This is a genomic window from Luteimonas sp. A649, from assembly GCF_054072735.1.
Map to the genome: position 1 here is coordinate 314,200 of NZ_JBSVRQ010000002.1, position 14,196 is coordinate 328,395.

At 60.3% G+C, this 14,196-nt stretch carries 12 protein-coding genes; 9 read left to right on the forward strand and 3 right to left on the reverse strand.

The features are described from left to right. Position 1: 1 nt before the first annotated feature. The 7 genes from ACW5E8_RS10955 to radC all read left to right on the forward strand — a co-directional run bounded on the left by ACW5E8_RS10955 (position 2) and on the right by radC (position 7,830). A complete protein-coding gene (locus tag ACW5E8_RS10955; RefSeq protein ID WP_456965555.1) occupies positions 2-3,331 on the forward strand; it encodes an NERD domain-containing protein in 3,330 nt (1,109 codons plus the stop codon). Positions 3,332-3,786: 455 nt separating this feature from the next. Beyond that, on the forward strand, positions 3,787-4,743 hold the full coding sequence (locus ACW5E8_RS10960) for a DUF932 domain-containing protein (RefSeq protein ID WP_456965556.1): 957 nt from the start codon (positions 3,787-3,789) through the stop codon (positions 4,741-4,743). Between the two features lie 3 nt (positions 4,744-4,746). Continuing rightward, complete coding sequence (locus ACW5E8_RS10965) at positions 4,747-5,064, forward strand: hypothetical protein (RefSeq protein WP_456965557.1); 318 nt, start codon at positions 4,747-4,749, stop codon at positions 5,062-5,064. Between the two features lie 74 nt (positions 5,065-5,138). Continuing rightward, complete coding sequence (locus tag ACW5E8_RS10970; RefSeq protein ID WP_456965558.1) at positions 5,139-6,107, forward strand: YqaJ viral recombinase family nuclease; 969 nt, start codon at positions 5,139-5,141, stop codon at positions 6,105-6,107. 11 nt (positions 6,108-6,118) lie between these two features. Continuing rightward, the gene (locus tag ACW5E8_RS10975) at positions 6,119-7,012 is read left to right on the forward strand and encodes a recombination directionality factor (protein WP_456965559.1); all 894 of its coding nucleotides are present in this window, start codon (positions 6,119-6,121) and stop codon (positions 7,010-7,012) included. 23 nt (positions 7,013-7,035) lie between these two features. Beyond that, positions 7,036-7,194, forward strand: a complete 159-nt coding sequence (locus tag ACW5E8_RS10980) for a hypothetical protein (protein ID WP_456965560.1) — start codon at positions 7,036-7,038, stop codon at positions 7,192-7,194. Positions 7,195-7,341: 147 nt separating this feature from the next. Next, positions 7,342-7,830 carry a RadC family protein gene (gene radC / locus ACW5E8_RS10985; protein ID WP_456965561.1) on the forward strand — a complete coding sequence of 163 codons (489 nt, stop codon included), beginning with the start codon at positions 7,342-7,344 and terminating at the stop codon, positions 7,828-7,830. Positions 7,831-7,993: 163 nt separating this feature from the next. Here the strand turns inward: radC and ACW5E8_RS10990 are convergent, their stop codons facing one another. The 3 genes from ACW5E8_RS10990 to ACW5E8_RS11000 form a co-directional block, all read right to left on the reverse strand. Beyond that, entirely contained in the window at positions 7,994-9,469 is a 1,476-nt protein-coding gene (locus ACW5E8_RS10990; protein WP_456965562.1) for a hypothetical protein, read from the reverse strand. Positions 9,470-9,477: 8 nt separating this feature from the next. Then, positions 9,478-11,124: a hypothetical protein gene (locus ACW5E8_RS10995; RefSeq protein ID WP_456965563.1), complete on the reverse strand. Its 1,647-nt coding sequence runs from the start codon at positions 11,122-11,124 to the stop codon at positions 9,478-9,480. A gap of 82 nt (positions 11,125-11,206) precedes the next feature. After that, entirely contained in the window at positions 11,207-12,247 is a 1,041-nt protein-coding gene (locus ACW5E8_RS11000) for a hypothetical protein (RefSeq protein ID WP_456965564.1), read from the reverse strand. 45 nt (positions 12,248-12,292) lie between these two features. Between ACW5E8_RS11000 and ACW5E8_RS11005 the strand changes: the two genes are divergently transcribed. Together ACW5E8_RS11005 and ACW5E8_RS11010 are read left to right on the forward strand one after the other, a co-directional pair. Further along, positions 12,293-13,756 carry a hypothetical protein gene (locus ACW5E8_RS11005; RefSeq protein ID WP_456965565.1) on the forward strand — a complete coding sequence of 488 codons (1,464 nt, stop codon included), beginning with the start codon at positions 12,293-12,295 and terminating at the stop codon, positions 13,754-13,756. Positions 13,757-13,949: 193 nt separating this feature from the next. Next, the gene (locus tag ACW5E8_RS11010) at positions 13,950-14,195 is read left to right on the forward strand and encodes a DUF4258 domain-containing protein (protein WP_130535620.1); all 246 of its coding nucleotides are present in this window, start codon (positions 13,950-13,952) and stop codon (positions 14,193-14,195) included. Position 14,196 lies beyond the last annotated feature (1 nt).

Here is a 14,196-nt window from a genome sequence, read left to right on the forward strand (position 1 = left end):
AATGAAGATGACGGACGCCGCCACGATCGAACTCTATGTCGGCAATGCCATAGAGCACGCGTCGGAGCGGGACGTGCTGGCCACGCTCGTCGAGCACCTTTCGAATATCGGCGGATGGGCGACCATCTTCGCCAATGTCCACATCGGTGGCCGTCAGATTGATTTCCTGGTCGCCACCGATTCGCTGACGCTGGTTGTCGAAGCGAAGCATTTCTCGCGCCGTGTCCGTGGCAAGGTCAATGGACTTTGGCAGATGCATGGTTCAGGAGGCATTTGGAGAAATGTTGGAAACCCATACGGCCAGGCATTGGAGGCAAAGAATGCGTTGAGGGACCAGCTCTGCGCGTTTCACGGCGAACTTACTGGCTATCCGGATGCTTGTGTTGTCTTCGCCCCGGCGTTGCCAGCGGGATCGGATGTGCCGGCGTCCGACTTCAAGGTCTCGATCATAGGCGCAGACGCTCTTGCGGACGTCACAGCGAAGCGGTCCGGGCTGCTGCTTTCCAGGGAGCACTGGGCGGCCTTTGCGCAGGAGCTCCGTCTTCAGCGTGTGCAAACGCTGGGCGCCGCGTGCGATCCCAAGTTGCTGGAACAGGAAGAGCTGCTGACGGCCTACGCGTCGGAGTTCCTCCGTACCTACGCTCCAGACGTCGGGTCGCTGAAGAGTGACCGCTATGAGCTCGGGGCAGAAGAGCTCGATGCGACTGGCGTGGCAGACCGCGTTGCGCATGATGATGACGACCTGCTGATTCTCGGGCCATCCGGCTGCGGGAAAACCTTGCTCGCAAAGAAAATCGCCATCCACTGCCTGGAGCATGGCCACGTTCCGATATTCCTGCAGGGGAAGTACTTCGCCGGAAAACTGGGCGAGAGCATCGAGCGGGAAGCCGGCCTGCTCGGTGCACCCTCGGCGACTCGCCTGATCTCGGCGGCCAATGCGAACGGCCGCCCGCTGGTGCTGATCCTGGACGGATACAATGAATGTCCCGCGGCCGAGCAACTGGTGCTCACCAGGAGCTTGGCGGCGGCTGCGCGGCGCTACCATGCGCGGCTGATCGTGAGCGCGCAGACCGACATTGTTCGTCCAGATCTCATTGATGCCAGCCGTGTCGTCGTAAGCGAGCCTGACAAGGCGTTGAAGCTGGCGATTGCGGAATCGACCGCCGGTCAGGCAGGGCATCGATTGGCCTATCTTCTGGATTCTGTATCGAGCGGGCTCGAGGCCGACCTGGTCGGCCGGGTCGGGGCGACATTGGCTGACGGGGCAAGTCGTTTTGCCCTGTTCGACGCCTATGCACGGCAGAAGCTGGGAGGCGACGCATCCGACGGGATTCGATTCCTGGCGGCAGTTGCAGGGCAGCTAATCGATCGCATGTCGTTCAGCCTGTCGATCAGGGACTTCGACCGTCTGGCGGCTGCCGAGCGTATCCATGGCGACGTGCTCGGCAGGATAGTCGCCGCCGGCCTTGTGATAAGGCGCTCGGACAGGATCAGTTTCCGTCATGAACTAATCTTCTCGGCATTCGCGGCCGAGTCCGTTGTTCGCCAGAGCGACCAAGATGTCGAGAAGGTGCTGCAGACGCTGGTCGCGCCCAAGTATCGAAACAGCCGCGCATTGATCCTAGGCGCCTACGATGATGATCGTTTCGTCGCTAACGTGCTTGCGAGGGTCGAGGATGCTGACCTCCTGCGGACCGCATCGAATGGCGAGTGCGGAGTAGTGGCGCGCAACTGGGTCGTGGCCCGGTCCAAACAGGTGCTTGAGAAGTTGACGGGGGAAGCCGCGGCAGTCCAGTACTCACTGCGGGATGACACCTGGGCTGGGGCCGGGGTGTGCGAAGACAGTCTGTGCGACTGGACTCCCGCCGAACGCGCGCTTATGACGACAATTTCAAACGGCGTTTGGCGCGGAACCTACCTGAATCAAGTCCTGCATGCGGTCGCTGAGATGGATCGATCACTGAGCCGAGCGTTCGATGCGCTGAAGGAAGAGGCAAGGGAAAAGAAGGTCAGGCTCCGCACCGCATTGTTCGCCGATGCCTACGTGATGTCGGGGCGCGCCGGGATATCACAGCTGATGAATCGCATCTGCCACGGTGATTTTCCATCCAGAGCAGCCGAGAGCGAAGTTGCGGACAGTCTGAAAGGTGCGTGGGAACGGCCTCGCACGCCCGGTCAGACGCATCTTCTGTTGACCTTGGTCAGGTTCGCGGAGGACAAGGGCTACGTCGTCCCGCATATCCTGCCGCTGCTTGGCGAGCAGTGGAGGTATCAGCCCTATCATCTGCAGCTTGCACTGCTGGACTCCGTGCATTCTCTTAGTCTGGCTGATGAGAGGCTGAAACGACAGCTTGTCGAGGTGCTGGAAGCCTTGCTTCCGACCTTGGGGCCAATGGTGTCCGGGGTGGTGGTCGAAGCGCTTGAGTACATGGGTGCCCTCGAGCAGGAGGTCGACCAGCATGTCGGTTCGGTCAGGGAGGATCTTCAGAATCTGCTGTCGGGCCCCGTGGACGAGGCGGATGCGAAGGCTTGGGCAGCGTACTCCTGCCAGTTCGATCACCCGTTCTCGTCGGCGTACTGCGAGGTCATACAGGAGTTGAGCCCGGACCAGCGCAAGCGCCTGTTGACCATGGCCTGTCGAGGCGCCGGGTACGCAGGACTGTTCGTCTCTCCCTTGATTCAGGAGCTGACCGAGTATCAGGATCCTACGGTTGCGCCGGCTCTCACGAAATGGACAGCGCTGCCGGAACTAAACAGCTTCATGCCGCAAGAATCGATCTCGGTGTTTGTGTGGGCCCACGTCGCGCTTGGAATGTTCAGTTCTCCGCTGCCAGCGGACCGAGGGGATATGGACTCCCCGGCGAAGGATGCCTTGGTCGCCTTCGGGGACATGTACTACTGGATTCATCGCGCGGATCTCGACGCCGAATGTATCAATCAGCGCTGCTCGCCGGCGCTGGACGTCTTGTTGCGGCCGGATCAGCTCGGAGCGGCATCTACCCTGTACCTGGTGGCAAAGTCGCTCTCGTACGAGAACGGAGTCCGGGAATCGGTCATGCGGAGATTCCCGGACAAGATGGCGTGCATATGCCGGAATGCGCTGCTACGGCGAGACGACCAGGTTGGCTACTTTCCCCATTTCGCCTATGACAGCCTCGATGTGCTTCGATTTTCGGTTGGGGTGATTGGCTGTCTCGGCGGCATTGAAGATCTACCCCTCCTGCGCAGCTTGAGCGATGACCTGGCGCTCGGTGAATCGGCTATCAAGGCGATCCAACTGATCGAAGGACGCGTTGGCAATGTGGGCAGCCTAATTCAGTTCTTGGCATAGAGGAGATCGCCGGTAAGCGAGGAGTTGACTTAGGCACTGCGAAATTCCGCTCTTGGCCGATAGCGGACCTGTCAGCCGCAGCCGACCAAGCATGCGATGCGTGGAGGCTTTCGCCCCGAGAGCATGCCAAATCGTGCGGAGCAGGGGGGTGAGAAGCGCAGCGATATCCGATTCAAATGAATCTCACCCACATATCACCCCGTTGAAGCCAGTAGGGTCTGGCTTTGCGCAAGGGCACAGCGCTCCCTGTGCGCCTTCATCATGGATTTCCTATGAGTGACAGGTCGGAGGCGATCTACTGCGTCCTTGTAGTAGTCGCAGCAGCTCTGGTGAGCGTTGCCAGATGCTTCCACTCTAAACACCCGAAGTTCCCGTGATCCAACCCGTGACACACCACAAGGCCCGGCAATCGCCGGGCCTTGTGCGTTTATGCCCGAAATTAAGGAGAAGAGACGATGCACCTGGTTGAAACAATGGCCTACGCCGGCGAGCGGCCGTGGCATGGCCTCGGTCACAAGCTGGCGCCGCAACAGCCAATCGATCTTTGGAAGCGGGAGGCCGGGATGGACTGGTCGATCGAAGAGTCCGAAGTCCGCTACGTGGTCGGCAAGAACGGGATCGGTGCCATCAATGCCTTCCCGGAACAGAAAGTCCTGTACCGGTCCGACACGCACGCGCCTTTGTCGGTCGTGTCCAAGCGGTACAAGGTGGTCCAGCCGGGCGAGATCCTTGAGTTCTACCGCGATCTGACCCAAGTCGGCGGCTTCGAATTGGAGACGGCTGGTGTCCTGCGAGAAGGCCGCAAGTTCTGGGCCTTGGCCAAGACCGGGCAGAGCACAGTCCTGAAGCGGAAGGATCGCGTTGACGGTTACCTGCTCCTGGCCACGGCCTGTGACGGAACGCTGGCCACCACCGCCCAGTTCACCTCGGTGCGAGTCGTGTGCAACAACACCTTGGCAATCGCGCTCGGCAGCAACGCGGGAGCCGTCAAGGTGCCGCATCGCAGCCATTTCGATCCCGACGTGGTGAAGCGCCAGTTGGGCATTACCGTGTCCACCTGGGATTCGTTCGTGGCCCGGATGAAGGCATTGGTCGAGTGCCCGGTGGACCCCGACTCGGTGGATGGACTCCTGCGCCGGGTGTTGACTTACCCGAACCCGGATGGTCAAGGGGTGACGGTTAACGAGCAGGCCTTCACTGCTGCCCGGGCCCTTTACGACGGAGCAGGCAAGGGCTCGGACCTAGCGAGTGCGAAGGGGACGGCCTGGGGTGTCCTCAGCAGCGTGACCGAGTTCGTCGATCACCACCGGCGGGCAAGGAGTGATGACCATCGCAGGGAGGCGGCATGGTTCGGGGCGGGTGCCCAGATCAAGCAGCGGGCCTGGGACGAAGCCATGAAGCTGGTGGCCTGAGCGATGGACGTCGACCATCTCGACGTTGCGTACATCGCCATAGGGGCCAAGCAGGCGCTGGACAAGAGTGGGGCACCGTACGCGAAGGTCCCGTTCCAGGGGGAGTTGGGCTACGTCCAAGCGTGTGTCGACCAGGCCGAGCTTCTGGCTCGGGCCTGGCGCGCATGCAGTGAAGTGTTCCCCGGTGTCTGGTGTTACGAGGTGGCCGAGCCCTTCGGCGTGGCCTTCGGCAAGCACCTCCTGGCTGGAGGTGGGTCTGAGAGCGCGCAGAGCATCCTCAACGACGTGGTGGCCTCAGCGATGGAGGCATCCTCGGCCTAGGTTCGTCATTGTCAGAAAACCCATCAGCCCGGCCTCCCCAAGGAGGCCGGGCTTCTTCTATTGGAGAATCGGAAATGAGCAGATCGGCAGCGATTCGACTCGTGGATACACGCTCCCTTGAGCGTGAGCAGTGGTTGGAAGTTCGCAAGCAGGGCATTGGCAGCTCAGACGCTGCGGCCGCGGTGGGCTTGTGCCCCTACAAGAGCCAGTTGGAGCTGTGGATGGACAAGACTGGCCGGACTGGTCGCGGTGAAGAGCCGGGCCAGAGCGACCCGATGTACTGGGGCACTCTGTTGGAGCCGTTCGTGGCCGCGGCCTATACCGAGCGGACGGAACGGAAGGTGCGCCGGGTGAATGCGGTGCTTCAGCATCCGACCTACAGTTTCATGCTCGCCAACATCGACCGGGAAGTGGTCGGCGTGCCGGATGTCCAGATTCTGGAATGCAAGACGGCGGGGGAGTTCGGCTCACGGCTCTGGCGAGACGGCGTGCCGGAGTACGTCCAGCTCCAGGTCCAGCACCAGCTGGCGGTGACCGGCAAGCAGGCCGCAGATGTCGCCGTTCTTCTGTGCGGCCAGAGGCTTGAGGTTCACCGGATCGAGCGCGACGAGGAGGTGATCTCCCGCCTGATCGTGCTGGAGGCCAGATTCTGGGAGCACGTGACACAGGACACGCAGCCGCCGGCCGATGGGAGCGAGTCTGCCGCTCGTGCGCTGCGCAGCCTGTACACCGGCAATGACACCTGCATCGACTTCAGCGAAGACGCCGAGCTGTCGGCCACCTTCAATGGTCTGGTGCTGCTGCGCGACGAGATCGCCCAAATGGACAAACGGGCAGAGCAAATGCGCCAGCAGCTCGAGCAGTCCATGGGGGAAGCCTCCCGGGCGCTCTTTCCGACTGGTGAGATCACCTACCGGCGCTCCAAGGATGGCACCAGCGTCGACCTCAAGGGGCTGGGCGATGCCTACCCCGATCTCGTGGCCCAGTTCACCGTCCAGCGTCCGGGATCCCGGCGGTTCCGGATCGTTCCCGACCCCAACTAAGGAGCATGACTATGCTGAAAGGCTTGGCGATAACACCGCCCGTGATCGGGCGGATCTCAATCGGCCGCGTGGTCGAGCGCAACGGCAAGCGTCTGCCGGAGAAGGATGATCAATTCACTCTGACAAGCCAGGTCCAAAACCGGGAAGGCTGGGTGCTGCATCCCCTGGACGAGACCTTTCGCAAGGAGGCCGGAGGCAAGCTCCGCTCAATCCCGGTGAGGCTGCTGTTCAACGATCCTGGACTGAACCTGCGGGCCGACTACTCGCTGTTCGACCGGGCAACCGGTCGCCCCGTCTGCGTCGGCAACGGTGAGGCGAGCCGCAGGATGGGCAAGGAGGGCATCACCCAAGAGGCTTGTCCGGGACCCGATGGCTGTCCCTTTGCCATGGGGGAGTGCAAGGCGTACGCCCGCTTGAACGTGAGGGTGGGAGACGAGGACGAGCTTGGAAGCTTCGTGCTCCGCACCACGTCGTACAACACGATCCGGACGCTGGCGGCCCGGCTGGCGTACTTCGACGCCGTCTCGGGCGGACGCCTGGCCTGCATGCCGTTGGAACTGAAGCTTCGCGGCAAGTCCACGACGATGAGCTTCAGGTCGGCGATCTACTACGTCGATCTCGTCGTTCGATCCGGCATGACCTTGGAAGAGGCGATTGTCGAGGCGAGGAAGATTGATCAGTCCCGCCAAGACGCCGGATTCGACCAGGCGGCTTTGGATGAGGCTGCGAGGCATGGCTTCGCGAATGGGGCCTTCGAGGACCTGGCGGAGGACGTTCCGGCGGTGGTCGAGGAGTTCTATCCGGGTGACACGTCACGAGAGGACAGCCCCGTCACGAACGGGCGTGCAGGAGCCAACTTGCACAACCGCTTGGAGAACAAGGTCGCCCGATTGGGCGCCAGCTAATCAACTCAAAAGGAGAAATGGCAATGCTGAAGGCGATTGGTGGGGCCGTGGTGTACGGCTTTGCGCTGTACGGGCTGAACAAGTTCATGGCGCAGGTCAAGGTCATCCAGCGCGGCAAGCAACCGCTGGATCGGGAGGGTCCCGGTCAGTCGTCCGGGCAGGAGCAGGTGTCCGTTGCCTAGCGGGGAATCACCTGAGCTGTTTGGCTCGCGGGCCCGCTAGGGCTGCGTAACGGCACCAAACAAGGGGCGCACTAGCGCCCCTTTTCTCTTGCCATCAAACCAGAACACGAAAAACTCATCGAGGAGAACCAGATGGAGCCACAACCCATGAGCCTGCCGCCGTTGTACGTTCGAAGCGGGACGCGATCCTACAAGGCGGCCAGCGCCGACGAGGTTCTGGAGGCGGCTCGCGCCGTCATCGGGCAAAGGATGCAGCGTGGGGCCGCCTTCTCCGACCCACAGACTGCCAAGGCCTTCTTCCGCGACAAGCTGGGCGGGCTGGGGCAGGAAGTCTTTGCCGCAGCATTTCTCGACGCCCGACACCGCTTGGTCGAGTACGTGGAGCTGTTCCACGGAACCATCGACGGGGCGGAAGTTCATCCGCGGGAGGTGGTCCGTCACGCGCTTCGCTGCAACGCAGCAGCGGTGATCGTGGCCCACAACCACCCCTCCGGTTCGGAACAGCCCTCAGCTGCCGATCGCGCTGTGACGACACGGCTCAAGCAGTCGCTCGCCTTGGTCGACGTGCGCCTGATCGATCACGTGGTGGTCGGTGGACTGCAGACGGTGACCTTGGCGGAGCGTGGCTGGCTTTGATGGCCACATGCGAGAACCAGTGGGGAGTGCAACCGGAACGATTTACCTGCCGGCCAATGGGGGCTGGCAGGCTGTGGCCGGACCTTCTTTTCCATGTCTTGTGAAATACCTGCCAGCCTTGTACCGCGTTGTAGCGATCGTCCGTAGGCTGCAAGCTCTCAAGTCACCTCACCAAAGTGAGCCGACGAATCTCCTGCTCAAGATACACATCCACTGCTTCGACATCCAACGAGCCAGACCGATAAAAACAGGTCAACTCCTTGAGAGAAAGAACGCCAAACCGTGTCCAGGCAATAAGATTTGCATGCAGCATGAAGCCAATCACTGTGCCGCCTGATCGAAGACCAGCATCTACACCATCGACAACACAGAGACTGCCGTGCGCGACGCATAAGACGCGTCTCATTTCAGGGTTGCTTGCACTAGGGACGCACTTCGCCCACGGCACTTCATCTACAAACCGACGCTTGAAGACCCATGCGACTCTTGAGATGAGCTCCGTGATCAGGACTGGAACTGCGAGGGCGGCACCATGGCGGAGGTCGTAGCCCTTCTCAAAAACTTGAACCGCAACCTGTGCAAACGTCTGCCGATGCTGGCCGAAACTCCCGACGTTCACGAACTGCAACAAGGAGTAAAAGGGAATGGGGATTCCGGACCCTCTTTCAACCGCGCCCGATGACCCCGCAGCATCCGAAACCAAATGACCGAGCCAGTTCACGAAGCCAGCAAACACCTTCGAGACCAAATTGCTACCAACAAGCTCAAAGTCATCCGTAGTGATCGTGATGAGCTTTCCGCCGTCTACGAAAGAAGCAGTGCTCGTTAGCTGATTAAGGATGGAAAAGAATAGACCGACGAGATCAGGGGAGTGTGCCAGGCTCTTGATGTGGTGATTCCTGGTGCTCATTGGAAAGAGTTTGCCTACATCTCCTCCGTGTCGATGGTCATAGTTGACCTTGAATTGCCGCTCAAGAAATCCGATCGCACTTGACGTTGGGTTGCTGCCTTCCCTGGGCCCCTGCCAGCCATTCAACTCGGCGAACTTCCTGACTACTGCGTCCATTCCCTTGTCTGTTAACTTGCCGAGCGCACCCGTTCCAGGAGCGCCGACAAACAGCACATCAATCAACCCGCCGATAAGTCCAGAGGTGACTGCGATCATGTAGTCGTACCGATCGCATTGGGCACTCTTGAGCGTGAAGTCTTCTCGAATGCGCTTTTCCAGGCTGATTCGCTGCCCGATTGGCATTAACGACCTGAATGGATCCTCTGGAAGGACTAGCTGATGACGCTCTGCGTATCTGCAGATCTCGGCATAAAAATCTTCTGAATCCGAGTCTTCTTTGATCGCAAGGATGTCAAGCTCGACAACCGCTGCGAGCCTGGCACGCTCCGCATAGCCTTTCGGCACAGTAGACGACAGATCAAACGCCTGTACGGACTCACCAGTCTCTCTGGCCTGGATCGCGGCTTCAGCGCTGGCGATAGCTGCGCCCAAGACAGCCATGTCATCCGCATGACGCGACTCAAGCCCAGATATCGCCTGGCTGATCTCCCCAATCTTGGCACCCGCATCCCTTACTTGATGCTGCTGGACCAGTAGCGTGTGGGCCAAGCGAGTCTTGTCCAAAGTCATGGCTAAGTTCACTTAAACAAGCTGGACAGCTTGCCCGACACCACGCTGCCGACCTTGTAGTAGCCGACCGCCTCAAAGGCCTCAGCCAGGTCTTCCAGTTGTCGCGCATCCAACCCGTCTTTCAGCAGGTACTCCTCCTTCTTTGTTGGCGCACGATCACCAGCTCCATCAACCTCGACCACATGGAGCTCATAGTGGTCAAAAATATAATCATGGAAGTCTCGCTTGGTGGGTTCGCGCGTCAACTGAGCCAGCCTCTCCTTATCGAGCTTCTTGGCGCAATGAATTCTAGAGATTCCGCCCTGTGCTGATTCGCTTCGATCAGTCAGGACCTGGCCGGCGCCGGAAAGCTGAGTTAGAAGCCCGGACAGATGAAGGATCTCATCACCTTTCACATTGTCCTGCTGAATGAGTCCATTGAGCTTCTTGACGACATAGCTCATGTCCTCCATGAAATCCGATATGGTCTTCTGCGTTTGCTTCACCACCTCTGTCAGCATCAGCTCACGACGCTTGGACTTTGCAATCTCATCAGCACCTGTGAACCTGTTCATGCCTGCATAGGCACCAACGCCAAGCAGAACGACGACACCTATGCCGGTCACCATGCCGGACATTCCCAGTACTCCGCCCATGCCGAGTGTCGCAAGGCCGCTGGTGATGCCTGGAGCCGACATCCCCACGACCGAGCCAGTAAGGTATACGGCGGCCATCGGCACGCCCACGCTGGCTGCTTTCGCTGCCACACCTTTCAGCATGGCCGTCATTTGATCATCTGTTACATGTTCGCTCAAAAGCTGTCGATCTACCTTGATGGCATCGAGTGTCAAATTGACTTGTTCATCCGTGACATCGAACGCCTCACGATGCTTGTTTAGAAACTCGAAATTAGCGAGGTCATTGCCTTCCGTGGCCAGATGCACGTTCAACAGGTCCTTGACCAAGGAGACATGAATGCTCTTGATCTGCCCGGATGGCGCGTACTCATCGATACGTGCGATCAGCGCCTCAGTTGACTCGATGCTGGCGGGGTCAGACAGATAGGCACGGAGATCAACACGCGACTCGCTGCCGAGCCCAAGACGAGTCATTAGAAGTAGGATTTCGGCAAGCTCAGCGTCATCGACCTGATTGTCGTTCTCATAGGCCATGTTGACCACAACCTTGCCGTAGGCGACCTTGAGCTGCTCATGCATCCTCTCGACAGGTACGCTTTGCTCTTCTTCGCCGTGGGCAACGCCGGTCCCAATGACCTTCTCCAGAACAGCGACCAGTCGGTCGTGGATTGGGTCAATTAATAGATCAATCGTAATCTGGCTGTCGTCGTGCCTTTCGATCGTTATGATTTTCTTTTTTTTGTTCTTCTCTACGTCGACGATAATCTCTGCGCTTTGAATGCTCTTGACCTCAGCCCACGTGGTGGAGTGCTGCTTTCCTAGGTCGCGAAAGTAGAAGTGTTCACCCGTGATAAGAAACCCCTCCTTGGCGCTACCAAAAAGCGTATTGTCATAAACAGCAATAACTGCGCCGGGTGAACCAGAGAAGCCGTATGCCGCGATGGCATTGTTGAGTTTCTTTTCTGGGATTTTTGGCGCGACGTGCATATTGCTGCCCAGCCCGGGCAGACTTTCCCGCAGGTATACGTTTACGTTCACTTTTTCCCCCTGGTTGAAAGTGATGGCAAATCGGCATGTGAAGCGCGTCGCGCACGCTATCCTAGTTGATGATCATTGAGGTTTAGCCCCGCGCAGGCTTGCCGGCCTCGTCGTGCATTGTTGCGACTAGCGGCTCCCCCACAAGCCGCACCGGGTCGAACGAGAACACATGCTCCAGCGGCGCATCATGGCAGCGACCAACCAGACGGTCTGGAAAGGCAGCCCTCCCGAAGTCCAGATCCACCTCGGCTGAGCAGATCGTGCAAGTGCCCCAGTGGCGCACGACGGCGAACTCTCGAGATTTCAGCTTTCGGCCTGGTGCCGGCATGGTGCGAAGCTGGCCGTAGAGCTCGCTCAGCGCCAGGAATGAAGGCCCTGCCATCGTGACCCGCTGTGTGGGCAGATGGAATACCGGCCGCGACAACCACCAGAGTCCGGCTGTCACCAGCATCGCCAAACCGAGCTGAGCCAGTGTTGCGGCGGTTACAGGGGCGCCGCGGCTCCATGAGGAAAATAGCCAGAACCAGGCGAGTCCAATCAGCACCATGTTCATGGCGGCGCTGCCGATGAGCACGTAGCCGCGCCAGGACTGCACCGGGAACGGCCGGCTGCCCACTACCAGCCTGAGCCACAACGCAGGCCTGACTGGATCCATCTGGTAGCGGACCAAGGTCGGATCGACCTCGGGCGTCGCGATGTCCTCCTCCGGCTCAGCCTCAAGCGTCGGGCGAAACTCGAAGGACAGCCGGGAGGGTAGGCCACGGCCGCCGCCCTTCTTGACCACGAGGTTGGGGGTCAGGGCGCAGCCAGCCTGGGCGCACCGCTGTCGGAGCTGCTCCTGTCGCGAGTCCCACCAGTTGCCCAGCTCGGTCGCCCGAAACACCTTTGAGGCGCCATCTCCCGCCCCTTCGAGTCGCTGAAAGAGCGCTCGAAGTGTCGTGGTGTCCGTCTCAGGGGGCGATTCACCACGCGAGATGGCGGTCAGGGTCGTGTCGATGACCTCCCGGAGGACCCGGGCGTTGCGCTGTTGGCCGCCCTCCCGATCCAGCCACTCAAGCGCCAATTGGAGGGATTCAACCTGTGGATTACCCGTTTGGGCGGGTTTGGATCTGTTTGCGTCCATGGCTTGCCGCGAATTTTTGCTTTCCCTCCGATCAAGGAAAGCATCATGGACACCATCCCAGAGCGGTTCACACTTCGCAATCCGTCGGGCAATCCACTGGCTAGACGCGGCGGGTTTCGCGTCCCCTTTGGTCTGAAAGAGGGCCGAGTCTGGGCACCGAACGAGGTGCCCAAGGGCAAGGCCTGCGGCTGCATCTGTCCGGGGTGCCATGCGCCCTTGGCGGCTAAAGCCCAGGAGAGCCGGCGCAAGCGTCCGCACTTCGCCCACCTGACAGACACTGGCTGCCACACCGGTCGCGAGACCGGCATCCACGAGCGGGCCAAGCAGCTGATCGCCGACCATCAGCGGCTGACGATCCCGGCCTGGCTCGGTGACCTGATCGACATGCCCAACCCGCCGCATGCGCGTGACGACGATGGGCGGCTCCACTGGGGACGCCAAGTCGACCACCCGGCCCACAGCATGCAGCTGCGCGATGTCGAGATCGAGCGATCGTTTGGAAGCTACAAGCCCGACGTCGTTGGCCGGGATGAGGCTGGCGAGCTCCTGATTGAAATCCGTGTGACCCATGCCGTTGGCGACGTCAAGGCGGCGCGGGTCCAGGCACACGGTCGGAGGATGATCGAGATAGACCTTTCCCAGCTGCCCCGGGACATTCCCCACGACCCGACGGCCTTCCAGCATGCGGTGCTGGATGACGCTGCCAATCGCAGCTGGATCTCGTGCCCCGAGGCGGTTGTGGAGTGGCAGGCGTCCAAGCAGGAGCTGGACGAGCAGGTTGCGGCGAGGAACCGTGAGATCGCCCAACTACGGAACGACATGATCAAGGCTGCCCAAGCACGCCAAGAGCGCGAGGCTCAAGAGACAAAGGACAAGGCGGGCCGGAAGGCCTATGTGCGCCGGCTGAAGCGTGCAATGCACGCCGAAGATCTGGAGCATCTCCTCGAGCTAACCTCGCCCGAGCGAGTCGACCGGATCCTGCGCGAGTATCAGATCAGCGCGGAAGAGCGGGTCAGCAAACTCCTGGAATCCGTGCCGGCGGCGGTCCGCTCCGCCTGCCTGCGCGCCCATGTAGATGCCTGGATCTTCGGGGTTGATCCAGCTCTGTGGCAGCTTCTGGCCCATGATCATTTTGTGGCACAGCGGCCTCCCGGTGATCGCTTCAACCAGAAGGATGTTGCTGCCTGGGTGCGCAGGAGCTTCCATCCGGAGCGGGCCCTGTACAGACTCTTCGTCACCCAGTACGCCAACCGAGCCGAGGCCCAACGCGCGGGATTTCCCAAGAGGCAGTTGGCCTACTGGGTGTTCACCGACGAGGAAAATGATCGGATTCCGAACTTCTACTCCGCCGTCAACGACTTCATTGACCGGCTGGAGAGTGCCCGGGTCATCCGGAAACTGCCCGCCCCCATCGGGGAATGCGAGGTCCTGCCGCTGCCGCCGTCGGGCTTCACACCTGCGGCGGCAGTTGCGGCGGCAGTGGCAATGGGGCCGTTTCCGCGCGGCTAGAAGGAGAGCGCGGACGGCCTCTGCCTCTTTCTCATTCTTTTCAATGGCATAGAGTGCTGGGTCAGGCCAGCCTAGCGGCGAAGCTGAACAAACAATAAACCTAGAGAACAGCATTAGACAATTACTGCATCAAAGTCATTGCACTGCGTCGTGCATCGGTGCAACCTACGCTCAACAGCGGAGGGCACTGCAAATGCATAAGACGAAGCACTTTCAGCAGCGGATGGGCCAGCGGGGCATCAGCCAGGCGATGATCGATCTGGTTTTGGGGTACGGCGACAACGAGGGCAGCAAGGTGGTCCTGAGCCGCAAGAAGTCGGAGCAGCTTCGCGAAGCGCTTCGCACCCTGATGAAGATCGTGGACAAGGGCGGCTTGGTGGTCGTTGCCGAGGGCGATGCTCAGATCACCACGTACAACTATGCGGGCAGGAGCCAGTGAC